This is a genomic window from Cellulomonas edaphi (genome assembly GCF_030362815.1).
In the GTDB taxonomy this organism is placed as follows: domain Bacteria; phylum Actinomycetota; class Actinomycetes; order Actinomycetales; family Cellulomonadaceae; genus Cellulomonas; species Cellulomonas edaphi.
In genome coordinates, this window is record NZ_JAUCGR010000001.1 from 878,982 (window position 1) to 901,116 (window position 22,135).

At 74.4% G+C, this 22,135-nt stretch carries 20 protein-coding genes; 11 read left to right on the forward strand and 9 right to left on the reverse strand.

The genetic code is table 11. The features are described 5' to 3' along the window. Positions 1-27 precede the first annotated feature (27 nt). Positions 28-759: a type 1 glutamine amidotransferase gene (locus QRT05_RS04185; protein WP_289445548.1), complete on the forward strand. Its 732-nt coding sequence runs from the start codon at positions 28-30 to the stop codon at positions 757-759. Positions 760-762: 3 nt separating this feature from the next. Here QRT05_RS04185 and QRT05_RS04190 read toward each other — a convergent pair whose 3' ends face one another. From QRT05_RS04190 to QRT05_RS04200, 3 genes are read right to left on the reverse strand one after another with little or no spacing between them, the layout of a single operon-like run. Next, positions 763-2,415 carry an ABC-F family ATP-binding cassette domain-containing protein gene (locus tag QRT05_RS04190; RefSeq protein ID WP_289445551.1) on the reverse strand — a complete coding sequence of 551 codons (1,653 nt, stop codon included), beginning with the start codon at positions 2,413-2,415 and terminating at the stop codon, positions 763-765. A 40-nt stretch (positions 2,416-2,455) separates the two neighbouring features. Continuing rightward, on the reverse strand, positions 2,456-4,114 hold the full coding sequence (locus QRT05_RS04195) for a DNA repair helicase XPB (protein ID WP_289445553.1): 1,659 nt from the start codon (positions 4,112-4,114) through the stop codon (positions 2,456-2,458). Continuing rightward, the gene (locus QRT05_RS04200) at positions 4,111-6,387 is read right to left on the reverse strand and encodes a helicase-associated domain-containing protein (RefSeq protein ID WP_289445555.1); all 2,277 of its coding nucleotides are present in this window, start codon (positions 6,385-6,387) and stop codon (positions 4,111-4,113) included. The genes QRT05_RS04195 and QRT05_RS04200 overlap by 4 nt, the downstream gene beginning before the upstream one ends. 70 nt (positions 6,388-6,457) lie before the next feature. On the opposite strand from QRT05_RS04200, the gene QRT05_RS04205 reads away from it, so the two are divergent. From QRT05_RS04205 to QRT05_RS04220, 4 genes are all read left to right on the forward strand, one after another. After that, the gene (locus QRT05_RS04205; RefSeq protein ID WP_289445557.1) at positions 6,458-7,687 is read left to right on the forward strand and encodes a M20 metallopeptidase family protein; all 1,230 of its coding nucleotides are present in this window, start codon (positions 6,458-6,460) and stop codon (positions 7,685-7,687) included. Positions 7,688-7,761: 74 nt separating this feature from the next. Further along, positions 7,762-8,142 (forward strand): cold-shock protein, encoded by a 381-nt coding sequence (locus tag QRT05_RS04210; protein WP_289445559.1) that lies wholly within the window; start codon positions 7,762-7,764, stop codon positions 8,140-8,142. Positions 8,143-8,144: 2 nt separating this feature from the next. Then, on the forward strand, positions 8,145-8,936 hold the full coding sequence (locus tag QRT05_RS04215) for a DUF3027 domain-containing protein (RefSeq protein WP_289445561.1): 792 nt from the start codon (positions 8,145-8,147) through the stop codon (positions 8,934-8,936). Further along, on the forward strand, positions 8,933-11,872 hold the full coding sequence (locus tag QRT05_RS04220; protein WP_289445563.1) for an ATP-binding protein: 2,940 nt from the start codon (positions 8,933-8,935) through the stop codon (positions 11,870-11,872). Before QRT05_RS04215 ends, QRT05_RS04220 begins: the two co-directional genes overlap by 4 nt. Positions 11,873-11,900: 28 nt before the next feature. On the opposite strand, the gene QRT05_RS04225 is transcribed toward QRT05_RS04220, so the two are convergent. From QRT05_RS04225 to flgN, 6 genes are all read right to left on the reverse strand, one after another. Next, positions 11,901-12,152 (reverse strand): DUF2530 domain-containing protein, encoded by a 252-nt coding sequence (locus QRT05_RS04225; RefSeq protein ID WP_289445565.1) that lies wholly within the window; start codon positions 12,150-12,152, stop codon positions 11,901-11,903. A gap of 9 nt (positions 12,153-12,161) precedes the next feature. After that, positions 12,162-13,373 (reverse strand): EAL and HDOD domain-containing protein, encoded by a 1,212-nt coding sequence (locus QRT05_RS04230; protein ID WP_289445567.1) that lies wholly within the window; start codon positions 13,371-13,373, stop codon positions 12,162-12,164. A gap of 64 nt (positions 13,374-13,437) precedes the next feature. Next, positions 13,438-13,818 carry a flagellar assembly protein FliW gene (locus QRT05_RS04235; protein WP_289445569.1) on the reverse strand — a complete coding sequence of 127 codons (381 nt, stop codon included), beginning with the start codon at positions 13,816-13,818 and terminating at the stop codon, positions 13,438-13,440. Then, positions 13,815-14,693, reverse strand: a complete 879-nt coding sequence (flgL, locus tag QRT05_RS04240) for a flagellar hook-associated protein FlgL (RefSeq protein WP_289445571.1) — start codon at positions 14,691-14,693, stop codon at positions 13,815-13,817. The genes QRT05_RS04235 and flgL overlap by 4 nt, the downstream gene beginning before the upstream one ends. An 8-nt stretch (positions 14,694-14,701) precedes the next feature. Continuing rightward, positions 14,702-16,135 (reverse strand): flagellar hook-associated protein FlgK, encoded by a 1,434-nt coding sequence (gene flgK, locus QRT05_RS04245; RefSeq protein ID WP_289445573.1) that lies wholly within the window; start codon positions 16,133-16,135, stop codon positions 14,702-14,704. Positions 16,136-16,148: 13 nt separating this feature from the next. Next, the gene (gene flgN, locus QRT05_RS04250) at positions 16,149-16,628 is read right to left on the reverse strand and encodes a flagellar export chaperone FlgN (RefSeq protein WP_289445575.1); all 480 of its coding nucleotides are present in this window, start codon (positions 16,626-16,628) and stop codon (positions 16,149-16,151) included. Between the two features lie 392 nt (positions 16,629-17,020). On the opposite strand from flgN, the gene QRT05_RS04255 reads away from it, so the two are divergent. The 6 genes from QRT05_RS04255 to QRT05_RS04280 all read left to right on the forward strand — a co-directional run bounded on the left by QRT05_RS04255 (position 17,021) and on the right by QRT05_RS04280 (position 22,122). Further along, positions 17,021-17,902, forward strand: coding sequence for a sigma-70 family RNA polymerase sigma factor (locus tag QRT05_RS04255; RefSeq protein WP_289445577.1), 882 nt, complete (start codon positions 17,021-17,023; stop codon positions 17,900-17,902). Positions 17,903-18,003: 101 nt separating this feature from the next. Beyond that, positions 18,004-18,831: a flagellin N-terminal helical domain-containing protein gene (locus QRT05_RS04260; RefSeq protein ID WP_289445579.1), complete on the forward strand. Its 828-nt coding sequence runs from the start codon at positions 18,004-18,006 to the stop codon at positions 18,829-18,831. A 193-nt stretch (positions 18,832-19,024) separates the two neighbouring features. Then, entirely contained in the window at positions 19,025-19,852 is an 828-nt protein-coding gene (locus QRT05_RS04265; RefSeq protein WP_289445581.1) for a flagellin N-terminal helical domain-containing protein, read from the forward strand. Positions 19,853-19,998: 146 nt separating this feature from the next. Further along, positions 19,999-21,348, forward strand: coding sequence for a flagellar filament capping protein FliD (fliD, locus tag QRT05_RS04270; RefSeq protein WP_289445583.1), 1,350 nt, complete (start codon positions 19,999-20,001; stop codon positions 21,346-21,348). 13 nt (positions 21,349-21,361) lie between these two features. After that, positions 21,362-21,793: a flagellar export chaperone FliS gene (gene fliS / locus QRT05_RS04275; RefSeq protein WP_289445585.1), complete on the forward strand. Its 432-nt coding sequence runs from the start codon at positions 21,362-21,364 to the stop codon at positions 21,791-21,793. Beyond that, positions 21,793-22,122 carry a hypothetical protein gene (locus tag QRT05_RS04280; RefSeq protein ID WP_289445587.1) on the forward strand — a complete coding sequence of 110 codons (330 nt, stop codon included), beginning with the start codon at positions 21,793-21,795 and terminating at the stop codon, positions 22,120-22,122. Before fliS ends, QRT05_RS04280 begins: the two co-directional genes overlap by 1 nt. The last annotated feature ends 13 nt before the right edge of the window (positions 22,123-22,135 follow it).

Below are 22,135 nucleotides of genomic sequence, written 5' to 3' on the forward strand. Positions count from 1 at the left end.
GCGGCGGTCGGCAGGTACCGTCGAACGGTGACTTTCGTGCTGACCGTGGTACAGAACGCGCCGGACGTCCCCCTCGACCGTCTCGAGGGCTGGGCGCAGGACGCGACCCTCACCGTCGTGCGCGCCGACCTGGGCGAGCCGATCCCCGCCGTCGACGAGCTCGGCGACGGTCTCGTGGTGCTCGGCGGCCACCACCACGCGTACGACGACAGCGCCGCGCCCTGGCTGCCCGCGGTGCGCCAGCTGCTCGCGGACGCCTCCCGGTCCGAGGTCCCCACCCTCGGCATCTGCCTGGGCGCGCAGCTGCTGGCCGTCGCGCGCGGCGGCCGGGTACAGGTGGCGGCCCCTCCCGGGACCGAGGCCGGCGTGGTCACCATCTACTGGCGTGTCGAGGCTGTCTCGGACCCCGTGGCGGGCCCGCTCGTCGCCGGGCTCACGGAGCGCCGCGCGACGCCGCAGCCGACGCTGCACTCCGACGCGGTCGTCGACCTCCCGGCGGGCGCGGTGTGGCTGGCATCCTCCAACCAGTACCCCTACCAGGCGTTCCGCATCGGCTCGGCGTGGGGCGTGCAGTTCCACCCCGAGGCGTCCGCGGCGACGCTGCGCGAGTGGGCGACGCGGGACGGCGACGTCGACACCGAGGCGATCCTCGCCGAGTACGCCGAGCGCGAGGCCGAGCTGGTCGGGATCGGCGAGGCACTGGTCGGCGGCTTCGTCGACCACGTGCGGGCGGTCGCGGCCGCGCGCGTGAGCGCCTGAGCCTCAGCCCTCGTCGGGCGTCACCTCGGTGACCTGACCGTCCTCGACGTGCCAGCGGCGCGTCAGCCGGACCGTCTCGAGCATCCGGCGGTCGTGCGTGACCAGCAGGATCGTCCCGTCGAACGCGTCGAGCGCCGCCTCCAGCTGCTCGATGGCCGGCAGGTCGAGGTGGTTCGTCGGCTCGTCGAGCACCAGCAGGTTGACCCCGCGCGCCTGCAGCAGCGCCAGCGCCGCGCGCGTGCGCTCGCCCGGTGACAGCGAGGCGGCCGTCCGGTGCACCTGGTGGCCCGCGAGCCCGAACTTCGCCAGCAGCGTGCGCACGTCGGCGGTCGGCCAGTCCGGCACCTGCGCGGCGAACGCGTCGACGAGGGGCTCGTCGCCCTCGAACGCGCGCCGCGCCTGGTCCACCTCGCCGACCAGCACGCCCGCGCCGAGCGACGCGCTGCCCTCGTCGGGCGCCAGGCGGCCCAGCAGGAGCGCGAGCAGCGTGGACTTGCCCGACCCGTTGGGTCCCGTCACCGCGACGCGGTCCTGCCAGTCCAGCTGCAGGTCGACGGGCCCGAGGGTGAACCGGCCGCGTCGCACCACGGCGGCGCGCGCGACGGCGACGACGGCACCCGAGCGCGGTGCGCTCGCGATGCTCATCTGCAGCTGCCACTCCTTGCGGGGCTCCTCCACCACGTCCAGCCGCTCGATCGCCCGGTCGGTCTGCCGAGCCTTGGCGGCCTGCTTCTCCGAGGTCTCGCCCCGGAAGTGCTTGACGTGCTTGTCGGGGTCGGTGGCCTTGCGGCGGGCGTTGCGCACGCCCTTCTCCATCCAGGCGCGCTGCGTGCGGGCCCGCGCCTGCAGGGTCTCGAGCCGCGCGGCGTAGCCCTCGTACGCGGCGCGCGCCTGCTGGCGGGCGATCGAGCGCTCCTCGAGGTAGGCGTCGTAGCTCCCTCCGTACACGCGCACCTGGAGCAGGCTGCGGTCCAGCTCCACCACCGACGTGACCGTCCGGCTGAGGAACTCCCGGTCGTGGCTCACGACGACGACGGGCGCGTCGGCCCGGTGCACGAAGTCCTCCAGCAGCGCGATGCCGGCCGCGTCCAGGTCGTTGGTCGGCTCGTCGAGCAGGTACAGGTCGAACCGGGACAGCAGCAGCGCGGCGAGGCCGACGCGCGCGGCCTGACCGCCGGACAGGGCGGTCATCGGCAGCTCGAGGTCCACGTCGAGCCCCAGCTCGTCGACGACAGTGCCGATGCGCGAGTCCAGGTCCGCGCCGCCGAGCGCGAGCCAGCGGTCGAGGGCACGGGAGTACTCGTCGTCCGCGCCGGGCTCGCCCGCGGCGAGCGCGTCGGCCGCCCGGTCCATCGCGGCCTGCGCATCCGTCACGCCGGTGCGGCGCTCGAGGTGCGCGGCCACGCTCTCGTCCGGCCGGCGCTCCACCTCCTGGGCCAGCAGGCCGAGCGCGGCGCCCGGGGGTGCGACCTGCACCGAGCCGGCCTCGGGTACCCGCAGCCCCGCCAGGATGTGCAGCAGCGTCGACTTGCCCGAGCCGTTGGGCCCGACCAGACCCACCACGTCCCCCGGGGCGACCACCAGGTCGGCCCCGGTGAACAGCTCCCGGTCGCCGAAGCCGGCGGCGACCCCCTTCACCTGCACGGTCGCTGCCATGGGACCCATTCTCCCGGACGCGCGCCAGCGTTTTCCGCGGTCAGTCCGCCGCGCGCTCGCCCAGGCCCAGGTCCTCCGCGTCGACGATCGTGTACGCATAGCCCTGCTCGGCCAGGAAGCGCTGGCGGTGCGCCGCGAACTCCTGGTCGACGGTGTCCCGCGAGACGACGGTGTAGAAGTGCGCCGTGCGGCCGTCGCCCTTGGGGCGCATGATGCGGCCGAGCCGCTGCGCCTCCTCCTGGCGCGAGCCGAACGAGCCGGACACCTGGATCGCGACGGACGCCTCCGGCAGGTCGATCGAGAAGTTGGCGACCTTGGAGACCACGAGCTTGTGGATCTCACCCGTGCGGAACGCGTCGAACAGCCGCTGCCGCTCCGCGACCGGGGTCTGGCCCGTGATGAGGTCCGCTCCGAGGTGCTCCGCGAGCTCGTCGAGCTGGTCCAGGTACTGCCCGATCACCAGGATCTGGTCGCCCTCGTGCTGCGCGACGAGCTTCTCCACGACGTGGTTCTTGCCCGAGGCGGTCGCTGCCAGGCGGTACTTGTCCTCCGGCTCGGCGGTCGCGTACAGCATGCGCTCGTGGTCGGGCAGTGTGAGGCGCACCTCGACGCAGTCGGCCGGCGCGATGTAGCCCTGTGCCTCGATGTCCTTCCACGGCGCGTCGAACCGCTTGGGACCGATGAGCGAGAAGACCTCGTCCTCGCGGCCGTCCTCGCGCACCAGCGTGGCGGTCAGGCCGAGCCGGCGCCGGGCCTGCAGGTCTGCGGTCATGCGGAAGATGGGCGCGGGCAACAGGTGCACCTCGTCGTAGACGACGAGACCCCAGTCGCGGGCGTCGAGCAGCTCGAGGTGCGAGTAGACGCCCTTCCGCTTGGTGGTGAGCACCTGGTAGGTGGCGATGGTGACGGGACGGATCTCCTTGCGGGCGCCCGAGTACTCGCCGATCTCGTCCTCGGTGAGCGACGTGCGCTTGACCAGCTCGTCGCGCCACTGCCGGGCCGAGACCGTGTTGGTCACGAGGATCAGCGTCGTGGTCGACGACTTCGCCATCGCACCCGCGCCCACGAGCGTCTTGCCCGCGCCGCAGGGCAGGACCACGACGCCGGAGCCGCCGTGCCAGAACCCCTCGACGGCCTGCTTCTGATACGGCCGCAGCTGCCACCCGGCCTCGTCGAGCGCGATCGCGTGCGCCTCGCCGTCCACGTACCCGGCCAGGTCCTCGGCGGGCCAGCCCAGCTTGAGGAGCACCTGCTTGAGGTGGCCGCGCTCGGAGGGGTGCACGATCACGTCGGTGTCGTCCAGGCGCGCGCCCAGCAGGCCCGCGGTGCGCTTGGAGCGGGTGACCTCGGCCAGCACCGCCGCGTCGAGCGCGTGCAGCACCAGGCCGTGCACCGGGTGCTGGACCAGCTGCAGCCGCCCGTAGCGCGACATGGTGTCGGCGACGTCGACCAGGAGCGCGTGCGGCACCGGGTAGCGGCTGTACTCGAGCAGCACGTCGACCACCTGCTCGGCGTCGTGCCCGGCGGCGCGCGCGTTCCACAGCCCGAGCGGCGTGAGCCGGTACGTGTGCACGTGCTCGGGCGCACGCTCGAGCTCGGCGAACGGCGCGATGGCGCGGCGGCAGGCGTCCGCCTGGTCGTGGTCGACCTCGAGCAGCAGCGTCTTGTCGCTCTGCACGATCAGCGGTCCGTTGGTCACGCGGTCTCCTCGTCGGTGGTGGCGTCGTCGGCCGCGGCGGGCCGGACGCGGCGCACGGAGGCGATGCGGTGCACCGCGACCGTCAGCTCGGACTCGCGCTGCACGTCGGCCGCCCGCAGCCGGCCCCCGTCGATGCGCAGGGGCCGCAGCAGGCGCCGTTCCGGCCGTCCCGTGGGACCCACCAGCTCGACCCACACCTCGGTCTTGTCGGCCGCCGCCTCGCGCAGCAGCAGCAACGCGTCGCCCGGCTCGTCTGTTCCTTCGGGCTGCTCGTCGGCCGCGGTCGCCGGCGCGGCCGGAAGCTCCGGGGCGACGGGCTCCGGAGCGCGGAGGCGCGCGACGAGCGCTGCCAGCTGCGCGTCCGAGGCGGACGCAGGCGCCTCGCCACCCTCGCGGCGGCGCGCCGCCGACCGCCCCCGCCGACCGACCCGCCGCACCTCCCGCGCGATGTGCAGCACGTGCCCGTCGGGCGTCTCGGCGGCGGGCGCGAGGCCCTGCGCGCGCAGCGCGTCGATGAGCTCACGCGTCGGCGCGTGCGCGGCCAGCACCGTGGGCGCGAGCGCGAAGAGCCCGAGGCCGGACAGCCTCGGGTTGTCGACGAGCCCCGCCAGCAGCGCGGGGTCGTCGCTGCGCAGGTAGCTCGACGCGGCGCCGGCCCGCAGCCGCCCGTGCCTGCGCGCGGCGTCCCGAACCAGGTACTCCAGGGGCTGCGGGACCGGGCCGCGCGCGAAGCGCCCGAGCTCGGCCAGGAGCCCCTCGGCCGTCGCGCCGTCGTCGAACGCCGTCCGCACCGAGTCGGCCGTGAAGCGCACGGTCACGGCGCCGCCGCGGGACTCCACGCGCGCGGTGCGTGCCAGGAGGGCCTCGAGCTCGTCGCTGGGCCGTCCGGGGACGATGCCCGTGAGGTCGCCCTGCAGCAGGATCTCGTCGAGGGACGGCGGCAGGGCCGCGTCGAAGGCCGCGGCCGCCTCGTCGGCCGACGAGAGCAGGGCGCGACCGGGCTCGGACAGGGCGCCGGCGCCGAGCACGCCCACGTCGGCGGCCTCGGCGAGGATGGCCGCCACGGCCGCGATGGGCGGTACCGAGCGCGGGGTGCGCCAGGCGAGCACCTCGAGCGCGGCGTCGGGGCTCGGTGCCGCGCCGGGCTCGAGCTCCGCCAGGACGCCGAGCACGGAGCGCCGCAGCCGGGGTGCCCACGCACGCTGCAGGTCGGGGCTGAGCGCGGGGCGCACGACGCCGGCCTCGTCGCGCCCGCCCACGAGCCACGGCGTGCGCGGCGTGGCCAGCCAGGTGGCGGCCAGCGCGGACCAGCGCTCGGCCACGGGTCGCACGGACCACTCGTCCATCGCGACCGTCGGCACGAACGTCGGCTGCTCCTCGCCGTCGTCCCCGACCAGGCCGGCCGCCGCGGCGAGCTCGACGACGAGCGCGGCGAGGCGCTCCTCGACGTCCAGCTCGGCGGCGACGCGGCGCAGCTCGCGCACGCCGAGGCCGCCCGAGCGCAGCACGCTCGCCGGGAACTCCTCCCACAGCCGCCCCAGTTGGGTCACCAGGCGCACCACGCGCTCCCCGGCGTCGACGCCCTCGGCCAGCACGGTGGCGGCGCGGCGGACGGGGACGACGGGGGTGGGTGCGACGGCGGCCGCCCGGTGCGTGCGCCCGCCGCGGAGCGCGAGGGCGACGGTGCGCGGCAGGATCACGTGCCGCCCGTCGCCCATCACCAGCAGCCGGCGGCGGACCATCCAGTCCACGGCGGCGGCGGTAGCGGTGGCGTGGGAGGGCGCGAGGCCCACGGGCGGGCCCCACGTGAGCGCCTCGAGCACGGGCGCGACGCCCGCGGGGGCCTCCGGAAGCACGTCGACGACGCCCGCGGGCGGGTCGGTGGGGCCCGCCGGGGCCAGTCCCGCCGGGTACGGCCCCAGCAGCTCCACCAGGCCGGGCGCGGGGTGCAGGCCCTCCTCGTCGCGGAACAGCAGGACGAGCTCGGTCGCCCGCGCGAGCGCCTGGTCCACCAGCGCGGCGCTGGCGGGGGAGTCGGCGATCGCGGCGTGCAGGTCGCACCCCGGCCCGAGCGCGACGACTGCCTCGAGCACCTGCAGCACCCCGGCGTCGACGGAGGCGAGCGCGCGCTCCAGGCTTCCGCGGCTCGTGGCGCGCACGCCGAGCGACGCGATGGTCGTCGGCGAGGGGGACGCGAGGTCCGGCCGCCCGCGCAGCAGCGCGACGAGCTCGTCGTCGGTGCGGGAGCGGAGGAACCCCGTGAACGTGGACATCCGTCCCACCTTACGGGGGCGGTAACGTCGACGCGTCGAGAGCGCCCACCACGACGAACCGGAGCCCCGCGTGCCACTGTCCGACCAGCTCCTGGCCGACCTGCGGACCGACGCGTCCGCCCAGCTGCCGCAGGTGGCCGCGCTGCGGCACGCGCTGCACCGCGTCCCGGAGATCGGGCTCGAGCTGCCGCTCACGCAGGCGCTCGTGCTCGAGGCGCTCGCGGACCTGGACCTCGAGATCAGCACGGGCCGGGGGCTGCACTCGGTGACGGCCGTGCTGCGCGGTGCGCGTCCGGGCCCGGCCGTGCTGCTGCGTGGCGACATGGACGCGCTGCCCGTCACGGAGGACAGCGGCGAGGAGTTCACGTCCGAGCACCCCGGCGTCATGCACGCGTGCGGCCACGACCAGCACGTCGCCGGCCTGGTGGGCGCGGCGCGGCTGCTCGCGGCCCGGCGGGACCAGATCGCGGGCTCGGTCGTCTTCATGTTCCAGCCCGGCGAGGAGGGCGACGGTGGCGCCCAGCACATGATCGACGAGGGCGTGCTCGACGCGGCGGGCGAGCGCGTCATGGCGGCGTACGGCGTGCACGTCGCGGCCGGGCTGCTGCCCCCGGGCGTCGTGTCCGGCCGCGGCGGGACGGCCATGGCGGCGGCCGACAGCGTGCGCGTGGTGGTCAACGGGCGCGGCGGGCACGGCTCGGCGCCGTTCCGCGCGCTCGACCCCGTGCCGGTGGCCGCCGAGATCGTGCTCGCGCTGCAGTCCATGGTCACGCGGCGGTTCTCCGTGTTCGACCCGGTGGTGGTCACGGTCGGCTCGATCCAGGCCGGGACGGCGGACAACATCATCCCGTCGTCGGCCGAGCTCAAGATCACCGTGCGGACGTTCTCCCGCGAGTCGTGGGAGGCGGCGCCCGCGCTGCTCACCGACGTGTGCGAGCACGTCGCCGCCGCGCACGGGCTCACCGCGACGGTGGACTACCGCCGGGGCTACCCGGTGACCGTGAACACCCCCGGCGAGGTGGACCGCACGGCGCGGCTCACGCGCGGGCTGTTCGGGGAGCAGGCCTGGTTCACGATGCCCGAGCCGCTCGCCGGCGCGGAGGACTTCTCCTTCGTGCTGCAGGAGGTGCCCGGTGCGTTCGTCTTCGTCAGCGCGACCCTGCCCGGCCTGGACCCGCGGACGGCGCCGTACAACCACTCCGCGCAGGCCAGGTTCTCCGACGACGCGCTGGCGATCGGCCCGGCCCTGCTCGCGGCGCTCGCGCTCGACCGCCTGGGCGACGAGGCCGTCGCGCGATAAACGGCGGCGCCGCCCGGTAGCCTAGGGAGCAGACGAGTCAGATCCACAGCAGCTACTGAAGAACGAGGTATGCCGTGCCCACCGGCAAGGTCAAGTGGTTCGACGCCGAGCGCGGGTTCGGGTTCATCGCCGACGACGCGGGCGGTGAGGTCTTCCTGCACGCCTCCGCGCTTCCCGACGGCGTGACGCCCTCGGTCGGCACCAAGGTCGACTTCGGGGTCGCCGACGGCCGGCGCGGCCCGCAGGCGCTGTCCGTCAAGATCCTCGACCCGCTGCCCTCGGTGGCCAAGGCCAGCCGCAAGCCGGTCGACGACATGGCCGTGATCATCGAGGACCTCATCAAGGTGCTGGACCGGGTGGGCAACGACCTTCGCCGCGGCCGGTACCCCGAGAAGGCGCGCGCCGCGCAGTACGCGACCCTGCTGCGGGCCGTCGCCGCCGACCTCGAGGCCTGAGCGTGGCCACCGCCACCAAGGACGCCGTCCTCGGCTCAGCCGTCGACCTCGCGCGCGAGGTCGCAATCGAGCTCGCGGGGAACGCGGCCGACGTGGGCGAGCACCTCGGCGTCGTCGTCGAGGGCGAGCGGCTGATCTCGCACCGGTTCGCCTGCCTGGCCCGCGGCTACCGCGGCTGGGAGTGGACCGTGACCGTGTCACGCGTCCCGCGCGGTCGCATCGCCACGGTGTGCGAGGCGGAGCTGCTGCCCGGCGACGACGCGATCCTCGGCGCGGCCTGGGTGCCGTGGTCGGAGCGCCTGCGCCCCGGTGACGTGGGCCCCGGCGACGTGCTGCCGTTCCGTGCCGACGACCCCCGCCTCGAGCCCGGCTGGACGCCCTCGGGCGACCCCGAGCTCGACGAGGTCGCGATCGACGAGCTCGCGCTCGCCCGCGTGCGCGTGCTGTCCCCGCAGGGGCGGGACGAGGCCGCCGAGCGGTGGTTCCGCGGTTCCCACGGCCCCACGAGCCCGGGCTCGCTCGCGTCCAGCGCGGCGTGCCAGACCTGCGGGTTCCTGGTGCCGCTGCAGGGTTCGCTCGGTCTGGTGTTCGGCGTGTGCGCCAACGAGTGGTCGCCCGACGACGGCAAGGTGGTCAGCCTCGAGCACGGCTGCGGAGCGCACTCGGAGACCGGCAACGAGCCCGTGCCCACCGAGTGGCCGGAGCCCGCGCCGCTGATCGACGAGCTGCGGATCGACGTGATCCCGGCGCTGTCGACGCCCCCTGCCGACGCGGTCCCCGACCCGGAGCAGTGACCGTCGACCCCTTCGGCACGGCCGCCGTCCGCGCGGCCGCCTTGGGGGCGTGGCAGGCCTCACCCGCGCGGCTGCGCGAGGACGCCAACGTCGAGGAGGACCACGCGCGCGGCTACTACCGCGACCGCGTGGTGGTCGAGCTCGCCCAGAACGCCGCCGACGCGGCGCTGCGGGCCGGTGTGCCCGGTCGGCTCCTGCTGCGCCTGGCGCGCACCGAGGAGGGCACGACCTTCGTCGCGGCCAACACGGGCGCCCCGCTGGACGAGTCCGGGGTCGCCTCGCTCGCCTCGATGCGTGCGTCGTCCAAGCGCGACGCCGGTCCCCGGGCCGTGGGCAGGTTCGGCGTCGGGTTCGCCGCGGTGCGCGCGGTCGCCGACGAGGTGAGCGTGCTGTCGACGACCGGGGGAGTGCGGTTCAGCCTCCGGGACACCGCCGCGATGCTCGACCAGGCCGGTGCACGGGTGCCCGCGCTCGCCGAGGAGGTGCGACGCCGCGACGGCTCGCTGCCGGCGTTGCGGCTGCCCCTGCCCACCGACGGCAGCCCGCCCAGCGGCTACGACACCGCGGTGGTGCTCGAGCTGCGCGACGAGGTGGCGGCCGACGAGGTGCGCGTGCTGCTGCGGGCCGTGGGCGACCCGCTGCTGCTCGCCCTGCCCGGGCTCGTCGAGATCCTGGTCGAGGACGCCGACGCGCCGCCGCGCCGGATCGCCGGCGTGCACGAGCGGTGGACGGTCGCCTCCGACGAGGGCGAGCTGCCACTCGCGCTTCTGGCCGACCGACCGGTGGAGGAGCGCGCCGCGCGGTCGTGGCGCGTGACGTGGGCCGTGCCGCGCGGGGGCGCGCCCGACGGGGGCGCTCCTCGCGTCGTGCATGCGCCGACGCCGACCGACGACCCCCTCGACCTGCCCGCGCTGCTGGTCGCCACCCTGCCGCTCGACCCCACGCGCCGCCACGTCGCCGCCGGACCGCTGGCCGACGCGGTGCTCGAGCACGCCTCGGCCGTGTACGCGGCGCTCGCCGCGACCCTCGCTGCTGCGGGAGAGGACCCCCTCGCGCTGGTCCCCACCGGCCTGCCCGCCGGCCCCGTCGATGCGGCCCTGCGCCCGCGCGTCCTCGACGCGCTCGGTCGCATGCCGCTGCTGACCTCGGCCGCCGACCCCGGACGCCTGGTGCCCGCGGCGCTGGCGGTCGCCCTCGCGGGTCCGGTGCGCCCTGACGCCCTCGCCGCGCTCGGTGGTCGGATCGCCGGCCTCGTGACGCTGCCGCACGGCCGGGAGACGCAGGCGCGCGCGCTCGGCGTCGACGTCCGCTCGCTCGCCGACCTTGTGGAGGACGTGCCCGCGGCCGAGCCCGGGCAGTGGCTCGAGCTGTACGAGGCGCTGGCTTCGCTCGCGCACGATGGTGCCGCCCGCGAGGCGCTCGGCTCGTTGCCGGTCCCGCTCGTGGACGGCCGCGTCGTGCGGGGCGCACGCGGGACGCTCGTCGTGCCTCCCGACCTCGACGCCGATGCGCTCGCGGTGCTCGCGGGATGGGGCGTCCGGATCGTCGACCCGCGGGCGGCGCACGCGCTGCTGGAGCGGGTGGGCGCGCAGGGCGCGGACGCGGTCGCCCTGCTGCGACGGGCCGACGTGCGCCGCGCCGCGCTCGACGCGCCGGACGACGAGCAGACCACCGAGACGGTGCTCGCGCTGGCGTCGGCGGGCCCGCTGCCGGACGACGTCCGCGCCTGGACGGGGCTGCTCGAGCTCCCCGCGGCCGACGGCGAGCTCACGCCCGCCGACGGGCTGGTCCTGCCCGGATCCGCGGCGGCCGACCTGCTGGACCCCCGCGTGATGGCGCCCCTGGCGCGCGACGTGCTCGACCGGTGGGGCGCCGACGCCCTCGTGGCGGTCGGCGTGCGGCGCGACCTCGTGGTGGTCACCGTCGAGGACGTGCTGGCCGACCCGGCGTCCCTGGGGGACGGGGACGACCCGGCCGCGCTCCAGGGGCAGTCGCTCGACGGGTGGGAGGACTACCTCGAGCACCTGGGCCGGGTGCTGGGCGACGGTGCCTACGTCGGCCAGGTCGCCGCGATCGCCGACCTGGACGCGGTGGACGACGGCCGGCTGGTCGACGTGCTCGCGCGACTGGCACGCGACCCGGAGCTGCGCCGCGCCGTGCTCGAGCCGGTCCGCTCCGAGACCGGGGGGACGGCGTCGTCCTACACCGCGTGGTGGCTGCGCGAGCGCTCCGGGCTCGACCTGGGTGAGCCGTTCCTGCTGGTCGGCGCCCACGGTCCGCTGGTGCGCAGCGCGCCCGAGGCGGTCCGCGGGCTCGATCCCGAGCTGCAGCGGGCCCTCGGCGGTGTCACGGGTCCGGGCGAGCTCGACGCCCGGGCGTGGAGCGGCATCCTGGCGCGCTGGGAGCCCGGGACCGAGGTGCCGGTCGACGCGGCGACCGCGGTGTGGCGCTGGGCGGCGCCCGACGAGGTGCCCGACCACCTGCCCGCACTCGTCGCGCCGGGCCGCATCGAGGTGGTGCCCGCGGTCGAGGCGGCCGTCGCCGACGCACCGATGTGGTGGCAGCGCACCGACGTGGCCGCGATGGTCCCCGCGTCCGACGCGGGCCGGGCCGCGGCGGTCTTCGACCTGCCCCGCGCCGCGGAGCTCGCGCCCGGCCAGGTCGGGAGCGGCGGCGTGGTCGCACCGGTGCCCGACGCGGTGCACCTGCTGCTGCGCGACGCGCCGCGCGCGTGGACCGAGCACGACGACCTCACGGTCGACGGCGTCCCCGTCGAGTGGTGGGTGCAGGACGGCCAGCCGCACGCGGTCCACCTGGCCGGCCTCGCGTCGGCGCTCGCGCAGTGCGCGGGTCGATGGGACCTGCGCTACGCGCTCGAGGCGGTGCTCGTGGATCCGGCCCGCGCCGTCGAGGCGGCGCTCGACCAACTCCCGTAGCTCCTGCTGCGGCCCGGCTCCGCGCTCGTCAGGGCGCAGGCGGCGTCGCCGGGGGGCGGTGCCGGCGGGCCCAGTCCCAGCCGAGCACGCCCAGCACGGCGCCGGCCGCGCACACGGCGACCGGGATCGCGCCGATGGTGCCGGTGAGCCACAGCACGACGCTCACGACGAGCGCCACGGACCACAGCGCGGTGCCGACGACCATCACCCGCGCGAGGTCGACCTCGAGGGGGACCAGGGGCGGGTCGTCGACGGGTCGCCGTCGGGGAGCTGCAGCCACGCGACGAGCCTACGCGGCCTGCTGCACCCCGGCGCCCATGGCGGTCGCGGCCGAGAGGGCCTCTGGCATGGCCCGCAGGTAGGTGCGCGCCACCTCGATCGGGTTGAACCCCGCCGCGCGCACCGCCGCCGGGTCGTCGGCCTCGTGGCCCATCGCCGCGTCGAGCACGGACCCGTAGAAGCCGCCCTGGCCGCGCAGACCGCGGGCCAGCTCCGCCGAGACGCCGGACCGCTCCACGACGGACTCGATCGACACGTCCAGGGCGCCGGCCATCGCCGACAGCATCCCCACGGTGTAGGCCGCGTCGTCGTTCGACGCGAGCCGCCAGCACGCGAGGGCGCGGGTGAGGACGGACCAGAGCACGTCGACGGGCGCGGGCTCCGAGCCGACGAGCATCGACGACACGAGCGTGCCGAGCCGGCGCGGGCCCAGCAGCCCGACGGCGCGGGGGAGGGAGTCGACGTGGTGGCTCAGCCCGGTGGCCGACGCGTTGACCACCTGGAGCACGCGCATGGAGAGCTCGGGGTCGAAGCTGACGGCGCGCACCACCTGGGCGTGGTCGGGCACCTCGGCCGCGAGCAGGCGGACCAGCTCGAGGTGCTGGACCTCGCCGGCCGACAGCGCGCGCCCGCGGCCGGGCTCCTGGCGCTGGATGAGGGGGCGCTGCACGAGGTCGATCCCGAGCTCGCTGGCCAGGGCCGACCGCTCGCGCGTGGTGGCGTGCTCGCCCACGGCCCACGCGCCGCCGTCGTGGATGCGGCCGACGAGGTCGGCGAGGTGCTCGCGGTCGCGGCGCAGGTCGATCTTGACGAGGTCGGCCAGCGGCAGCAGCTCGTCCTCGGCGAGGCTCGCGGTGTACCCGGCCAGCGCGACACCCACGCCGCGGTCGCGGAGCGAGGCGACCAGCTCGTCGGCGCCCTCCGTGCGCGCGACCGCGCTGGGCACCTCGGCGACCAGGGCACGGGGCGTGGCCGGCAGGGGCTCGTGGCCCTGCAGCATCCGGGAGCCCATGCGGAGCAGCACGGGCCGGTCGCCGACCAGCTGGCGGAAGTCCGTCGCGGCGTAGGCCTCGTCGGCGAGGCGCTCCTCGGCGGCCGGGGTCATCACGGTCGCGGTGTCCTGCGGGTCCGTCACGCTGGCGCGAACGGCGTAGCCGAACAGGGAGCCGTCGCCGTGCACGAGGGCCTGCCGCTGGATCGCGACGCGGCTGGATGATGACATCGACTGCCTCCTTGACTGAGCACTCGGCCTGCCCATCGGCCGGGAGCGCTCAGACGTGAGACATCTAGCCGATCGGTGCGCGCAGCGGCCAGTCCTCGTCCAGCACGGTCTGCCGCGTACGGCCCGTGCCGAGCTCGACGACCAGCGGCGCGAGCAGGTTCGCCGTGGGCGGCTCGCCCGCGGCGGAGGGGTGCACGACGACGAGCAGGGCCTGGCCGTCCGCGCCCACCTGCGCCGCGTAGTCGGGGAAGTGCGCGGCCGGGTCCACGACGAAGAGCCGCGCGGGGGGCTCGTCGCCGCGCGAGCGCATCGCGAACAGCACGCCCGCGTCGTCCAGCGGCTCGAGGCCGAACGTCGAGCGGCCGGGGAGGCCCGGGATCGCCTCGACCATCTCGAGGACGGCGGGGACGTCGTGGTCCCCGACGCGCACGGTCGCCGTGCTCATCGCAGGAAGTCCAGCAGCGTCGGCTGGAGCACCTTGGCCCCTGCCCCGAGGGCCCCCTTGTAGGCGACCTCCTGGGTCTGCAGCTCGAGGATGACCTCGGCCAGGTCGATGTCCTCGACGCTGGCCAGGTGCGCCTTCACGTCGAGCGCGTCGCCCAGCAGGGCACTCTGCGTGTCGAGCACCTGCTTGTGCCGCGCGCCGACGCCGGCGAGCTGGTTGAGCATCGCGTCCATGCGCGTGTCCACCGCGCCCAGGCTGGACGTCGGGTCGCCGCCCGCGCGCAGGGTCGTCGCGATGTCGTCGATCAGCTGGAACACCGAGCCCGCGCCCGTGCCGAAGACGGCGGCACCGTCGGCGTCGACGCGGACGGTGGCGTCGGCGCCGACCCGGCGCTCGACGGGCGCGCCCGTGCCGGTCCAGGAGTACGAGGCGTCGAACGCGACTCCCGCGTCAGAGGTGCCGGCGAAGACCGTGCGCCCCATGTAGGTGGTGTTCGCCTGCGCGAGCAGCGCGGAGCGCAGGCCGTCCAGCTCGGCGGCGAGAGCCTCGCGGGACGTGGTGCCGAGCGCGCCGTTGCCGCCCTGGACGGTGATGTCCCGCACGCGGCGCAGCGTCGCGAGCGAGCCGGTCAACGCCGAGTCGACCGTGGTGAGCCACGAGTCGGCGTCGGACGTGTTGCGCTGGTACTGCGAGATCGCGCGCTGGTCGCCGCGCAGCTGGAGCATGTCCGAGGCGGCGGCAGGGTCGTCCGACGGCACCGTGATGTTCTTGCCGCTCGACAGCTTGGACTGCAGCGCGGACATGGCCGTCAGGTTGCCCTGGAGGTTGGCCAGCGTGTTGCGCTGGATCGACTGGTGGGTCACTCGGGTGATCACGATGGGTTCTACCTTCCGACCAGACCGGTGCGGTTGATGAGGGTGTCGAGCATCTCGTCGATGGCCGACAGCACCCGCGCGGCGCCCTCGTAGGCACGCTGGAACGCGAGCATGTTGACAGTCTCCTCGTCGGTGTCGACGCTCGCCTGCGCGAGCTGCTGACCCTCGGCGGTGGAGCGGGCCGCCTCGGCGACCGTGGCACGTGCGCCCGCGCTCGCGGTGCGCGTGGCGACCTCGACGACGGTGTGCTTCCACGTGGCGTCGGGGCCGTCGTCCCGCGTGCGGAGCCCGGCGATCGCGTCCGCGACCGACGAGTCGAACGCGCCCGCGCCCGGCGCGGCGACGGCGATGTCCGCGGTGTCGGTGATGGCGACGCGCAGCCCGAGGGCCGCGGGGACGCCCGGCGTGAACGTGAAGAACTCCCCGCCCGCGGCCCCGCCCGGGGTGACCGCGGAGCCGTGCAGCGCGTTCACCTGCGTCGCGAGCGTCTGGGCGAAAGCGTCGTAGCGCGCGGCGGCCTCGGCCAGGACGCCGCCCGTCCCGGTCGCGTCCGCGGGGGCGAGCACCGAGAGCAGGCCGGCGACCCGGCCGCCCTCGAGGCCCACGCCCTGCGTGGGGCGGTCGGCCCAGACCACCGAGACGGCGGTGCCGGGGCTCGCGGTGACCTCGCCGAACGTGGTGGCACCGGTCACGGCCAGCGGGTTGGAGCGGTTGCCCGAGACCAGGGCGTTGCCACCGACGAAGACGTCGACGCGACCGTCGGGGCGCACCTCGGTGGAGGCGCCGACCAGGCTCGAGAGCTGGGTCGCGAGCTGGTCACGCTGGTCCGCGAGCTCGTGCGCGGTGCCGCCCGAGTTGGTGATCTGCAGGATGCGGTTGTTGAGGTCGGCGATGCCCGCGGCGGCCGTGTTCACCTGGTCGACCAGCGCGACGGTGGTCGAGCGCGTCTGGTTCCACTGCGTCTCCGCGGTGGAGTACAGCGTGCCGACGCGCTCGGCCACGGCCTTGGAGTCCTCGATGAGGACGGCCCGCGTCGAGGCCTTGTCGGGAGCGTTCGCCACGTCGTGCCACGCCGACCACATGGTCGACAGCTGCGACGCCAGGCCGGTGTCGGCCGGCTCGCCCACGCCCTTCTCGAGCGCCGCGTACGCCTCGGCGCGCGCGGCGAGGTAGGACGACGCAGACGTGCTGGTGCGGACCTTCGCGTCCAGGAAGATGTCGCCGAGCCGGTCGACGCTGCTCACGCGCGTGCCGAGGCCGACACCGGTGCCGGTGGAGAACATCGACGCCCCCTGGGTGGCGGAGATCGACGTGAGGGTGGCCCGCTGGCGGGTGTACCCCACGGTGTTGGCGTTGGCGATGTTCTGCCCCGAGACCTCGAGGGCCTGGCGCTGGGCGACGAGGGAGCTCAGCGCGGTGCCGAGGCCGGAAAAGGTGCTCACGGTGTCGTTCTCCTCAGAACGTGCGGTCGACGAGGCGAGCCGCCGGCTCGGCGGCCGCGCTCTGGCCGCTGCCGTCGTAGGTGTGGACGTCGTGCAGGGAGGCGAGAGTCTCCTGCGTGGCGCGGTGCGACATCGCGAGCAGCTCGCGGTTGCCGTCGGCCAGCTGGGAGATCTGGGTCGTCAGCGAGGCGAAGGCCTCGCGGTGCGCGCGCAGGAGGTCGGACCACGGCTCGGGCGCGGCCTCGGCCAGTGCGGAGAGGCTGGCGCCCTCGGGCAGGCCCAGCTCCGCGCTGACGGTCGCCACCTCCACGGCGCGACCGAGCTCGGCGTCGCGGATCTGCGCGAGCACCGTCTCGACCTCGCGCGTCGCGTGGGCGAGCCAGCGCGAACGGCCGCTGGTGAGCAGCAGCTGCTCCTCCTCCAGCTTGAAGAGCAGCAGCTCGAGCAGGTTCCGCTCGTGCCACAGCACCTCGGACAGCCTGTTGAGAGCCATCGGTTCCTCCTGTCGTCTGCGCGCGGCCGGCACGAGGGGTGTCGGCGCGCTTCCGCCCTGAACTATCGGCAACCGGGTGGTGGTCCTGAATCTTCTGGGAGGCCAGTTGAGCCCGTTTTGCCCGACCGGTCCAGAGTCGCCGCGAGCCGGCAGAGGGCGTGGTGCGTGTTCTAGCGGAAGAACGTAGACAAACGTCCAGTTGACGCCACGCCGGAGTGTGATTCATGTCACACCGTAGTTGGGTGCTAGCCCCCAGTGGCTGACAGGCCAGTAATTGCCCAGGTCACACTGTGGACCAGGGCCGAAAGTCCCCGTTCGGCCTAGTCGGCCGCTCGAAAACTTTCTTTACGAAGTTGCTTAAGCCTCGCGGCCGCGACGCCGAGCGATGACCTGTGACCCAAGAGACCTCCTCCGCCAACGACCTCGTCGTGGCCAACCTCGCGCTCGTCGGCTACGCCGTCTCCGAGGTGCTGCGGCGGGTTCCCCCCACCGTCTCGCGCGACGACCTCGCCTCGGCGGGCAGCCTCGCCCTCGTGCTGGCGGCGCGGGCGTACGACCCCAGCACCGGCGTGCCGTTCGCGCGCTACGCGTCGCTGCGGATCCGCGGGGCGCTCGTGGACGAGCTGCGATCGATGGACTGGGCGACCCGGGGGACCCGCACCCGCGTCCGCGAGCTGGCGGCCACCTCCGAGCAGCTCGCCGCCTCGCTGGGACGCGCGGCGACGCGCGAGGAGCTCGCGACCGCGCTCGGCGTCGACGTGCGCACCGTGGACAAGACCCGCGGGGACGCGGAGCGCCGGGTGCTGAGCATCGACGCGAGCGAGGGCGTCATCGCCGACATGATCGTCGACTCCACCAGCACGCCCGAGGAGTCGGTGCTCGCCTCCGAGCGCATCCAGTGGCTGCGCGCCGCGGTCGACTCCCTGCCCGAGCGCCTGCGCGGCGTGGTCACCGCGATCTTCCTCGAGGACCGCCCCGTGGCCGAGGTGGCCGAGTCGCTGGGCGTCACGCAGTCGCGCATCAGCCAGCTGCGCACCGAGGCCCTGCTGCTGCTGCGCGACGGGCTCAACACGCACTTCGAGCCGAGCCTGGTGGCCGAGGCCGAGCGCCCCGACGGTGTCGCCGAGCGTCGCCGTCAGACCTACTTCGCGGCGATCGCCACGCGCGCCGCCCAGAGCTCGCAGCTCGCCGGCGAGCGTCTGGGTTTCGTGCCGACGCCCGTGGGTGCGTCGGACGCCGCTGAGGCGCGCACCGCGCAGCCCGCGTCTGCCTGAGAATCCCACGGGAGAAGTCCTCATCGCCCCGCGGGGGTGGTCGATAGGAGGGACATGCCCACGGATGGGCAGTCCGACCCCTATTCAGGAGGAAGATCATCATGGGTCTCTCGATCAACCAGAACATCGCGGCCGTCAACTCGTACCGCAACCTGTCCAACACGCAGAACGACCTGAGCAAGTCGCTCGAGAAGCTCTCGTCGGGCTTCCGCATCAACCGCGCTGCGGACGACGCGGCCGGTCTGGCGATCTCCGAGGGCCTGCGCTCGCAGGTCGGTGGCCTCAAGGTCGCGGCCCGCAACGCCCAGGACGGCATCTCGGTCGTGCAGACCGCCGAGGGCGCCCTGACCGAGGTGCACTCCATCCTGCAGCGTGTGCGCGACCTGTCCGTCCAGGCGGGCAACGACTCCAACAACGCGGCCGCTCGCAGCAACATCAAGACCGAGATCGACTCCCTCGGCGACGAGCTCACCCGCATCGGTGCCTCGACCAACTTCAACGGCACCAAGCTGCTCGACGGCTCCAACGCCTCGCTGACGTTCCAGGTCGGCGCCGGCTCGGTCGCCGCGGACGACCAGGTCACCGTCGGCATGGCGGACATCAGCGCCCTCGGTGGCAAGGTCAAGGCCCTGACCGTGGACACCGCGGCCAACGCCCTCGCCTCCATCGGCAAGGTCGACACCGAGATCGGCAACGTCTCGACCGCTCGCGCCAAGCTCGGTGCGGACCAGAACCGCCTCGAGCACACCATCAAGAACGTCAACGTCGCGGTCGAGAACCTGTCGGCCTCGGAGTCGCGGATCCGCGACACCGACATGGCGTCCGAGATGGTCAACTTCACGCGCTCGCAGATCCTGTCGCAGGCCGGCACGGCGATGCTCGCGCAGGCCAACCAGATCCCCCAGGGCGTGCTCTCGCTCCTGCGGTGACCTGACCGGTAGCCCCTCGGGGCGACCACCCGACGAGACCCGGTGGCGGGTCGGCTTCGTGCCGGCCGGCCGCCGGGTCTTCTCATGTCTGCAGCTGCTTCAGAAGAAACCCTCATCGGCCCGGTGGCGCGGTCGATAGGAGGGACATGCCCACGGATGGGCAGTCCGACCCCTATTCAGGAGGAAGATCATCATGGGTCTCTCGATCAACCAGAACATCGCGGCCGTCAACTCGTACCGCAACCTGTCCAACACGCAGAACGACCTGAGCAAGTCGCTCGAGAAGCTCTCGTCGGGCTTCCGCATCAACCGCGCTGCGGACGACGCGGCCGGTCTGGCGATCTCCGAGGGCCTGCGCTCGCAGGTGGGCGGCCTGAAGATGGCGGCCCGCAACGCCCAGGACGGCATCTCGGTCGTGCAGACCGCTGAGGGTGCCCTGACCGAGGTGCACTCCATCCTGCAGCGTGTGCGCGACCTGTCCGTCCAGGCGGGCAACGACTCGAACAACGCGGCGGCTCGCGCCAACATCAAGACCGAGATCGACTCCCTCGGTGACGAGCTCACGCGCATCGGTGGCTCGACCAACTTCAACGGCACCAAGCTGCTCGACGGCTCCAAGGCGTCGCTGACGTTCCAGGTCGGCGCGGGCTCCACGGCCGCCGACGACCAGGTCACGGTCAACATGGCGAACATCAAGACGCTGGGCGCCACGGTCAAGGGCCTCGACGTCTCGGACGCCACCAAGGCACTCGCCTCGATCGGCACCGTCGACACCGAGATCGGCAACGTCTCGACCGCTCGCGCCAAGCTCGGTGCGGACCAGAACCGCCTCGAGCACACCATCAAGAACGTCAACGTCGCGGTCGAGAACCTGTCCGCCTCGGAGTCCCGCATCCGCGACACCGACATGGCCTCCGAGATGGTCAACTTCACGCGCTCGCAGATCCTGTCGCAGGCCGGCACGGCGATGCTCGCGCAGGCCAACCAGATCCCCCAGGGCGTGCTCTCGCTCCTGCGGTGACCTGACCTGAGCTGATCGCTCGACCGGGCCGGGTCCGCAGGCACCACATCCACGCCGCGGACCCGGACCGGTGCTCGACCGCCCGGTGGCGGGCTGACAGACCGTCGCCCGCCGCCGGGCGCCACCTGACTCGCACGGAGGAAGACATGGGTTCGCTCGGCATCGACGGGCTGGTCAGCGGGCTCGACACCACGAGCCTGATCAACCAGCTCATGCAGGTCGAGTCGGCGCCGCAGTCGCTGCTCAAGACGAAGCAGACGCAGACGACGTCGTTCGTCACCGCGCTGCAGGCGCTCAACACCAAGGTCGCCTCGCTCGGCGAGGCCGCCACCAAGGCCGCGACGGCGTCGTCGTGGCAGGTCACCAAGGCCACCTCCTCCGCCACCTCGGTCACGGCGACCACCACCGCCGGTGCGACGCCGTCCTCCCTCTCCTTCACCGTCGACGCCGTCGCGGCGAGCCAGGTCTCGCTCGTCTCGTACGACGACCTCGTCGCCGGGCTCGGCGGCGCCACCACCCTCACGCTGCGCCGGCCGGACGGCTCGACCACCGAGGTCGCCGTCGGCTCCAGCGCCGCCGACCTCGCCAGCGCCATCAGCGGCTCCGGCGCCAACGTCACGGCCACCGTCGTCACGGCGGGCGGCCAGACGCGCCTGCAGCTCACGGGCGCCGAGACGGGCGCCGGCAAGGCGTTCGAGCTCGTGGCGGGTCCCGCCGCGGCCAGCGCCGGCAAGCCCGCGCTGGCGACCACCACGCTGCGCGCCGCGGGCGACGCGGCGATCACCCTGTGGTCCGGCACCGGTGCCGCGCTGCCGGTCACGTCGTCCACCAACACGTTCGACGGCGTCCTCTCCGGTGTCTCCATCACGGTCTCGGCCGTCGAGAGCAAGCCCGTGACCCTGGACGTCGCCCGCGACACCGACGCCGCGAAGTCGCTCGCGTCCGGACTCGTCAGCCAGGTGGGCCTGGTCCTGTCGGAGATCGCCAGCCGCAGCGGGAGCACCACGACCACCGGGGACGACGGCCGCTCCGTCGTCACGGGCGGGATCTTCTCCGGCAGCGCCGCGACCCGCGAGCTGACGCAGCGGCTCCAGCAGGCCGCCTCCTACCCCGTCGACGGCGTGTCACCGTCCACGGTCGGCATCGTGATCGGCCGCGACGGCACGTTCTCGTTCGACGAGAAGGCGTTCAGCGTGGCGCTCGCCGCCGACCCGGCCCAGGTCCAGAAGATCGTCGCCGGGGTCGCCCAGCGGGTGGCCGACGTCGCCGACGGCGCCTCCGACTCGGTCGACGGCTCGCTCACGCTCCAGATCGCCGGGCAGCAGACGCTCGTGAAGGACCTCGGCAGCCAGATCGACAACTGGGACGTCCGGCTCGAGCTGCGCCGCGCGAGCCTGCAGGCCACCTACTCCGCGCTCGAGGTCACCCTCTCGGGCCTGAAGTCGCAGTCGAGCTGGCTCGCCGGCCAGCTGTCCTCACTCCCCACGTCGAGCTGACCGAGGAACCGCCATGATCGACGCCCGCTCCCGCTACGTCACCGACGCCGTCTCCACCGTCGGCCCTGCCAGGCTGCTCACGATGCTGTACGACCGCCTGCTGCTCGACCTCGACCGCGGGTGCTCCGCGCTCGTGATGGGCGACCGGCTGACCGGCGCGTCGCACCTGCAGCACGCCCAGGACATCGTCGCCGAGCTCATGTCGAGCCTCGACGAGCGCGTGTGGGACGGCGGCGAGCAGCTCATGGCGATCTACCGCTACCTGTTCACCACGCTGGTCGACGCCGGCGTTCAGGGCGACTCCGAGAAGGTGGCCGAGTGCCGCGACATGGTCGAGCCGCTGCGGGCCGCATGGCACGCCGCCGCTCAGGCCGTCTCCGTGAGCGCTCCGCAGACCACCGCGGCGACCGACGCGCACGGCGCAGGACTGCTCGGCGTGGGCTGATGTCCACGACCGGGAACTGGGACGCGTCCTGGACGAGCGCGCTCGACGCGCTCGAGCTGGACGTCGCCTGGGTCGAGGAGACGCTGCGCAGCGCCCACCTCCCCGCGCCCGCCGAGGTCGCGCGCCTCGCCGCGTGGGTCCCGCCCACAGGCCTCGGACCGCTCCCGGCGAGCCTGACGGTCCGCGCCACCGCCCTGCTCGAGCGCCAGACGCGCGCGGCGCAGGTGACCGTCGAGGCCATCACGCGCAGCCGCCGCCACTCGGTGGCCCTGGACGCGCTGCGCACGCGTCCCGACGAGGTCGCGGTGTACGTCGACACGCAGGCCTGACCTGCACGACCAC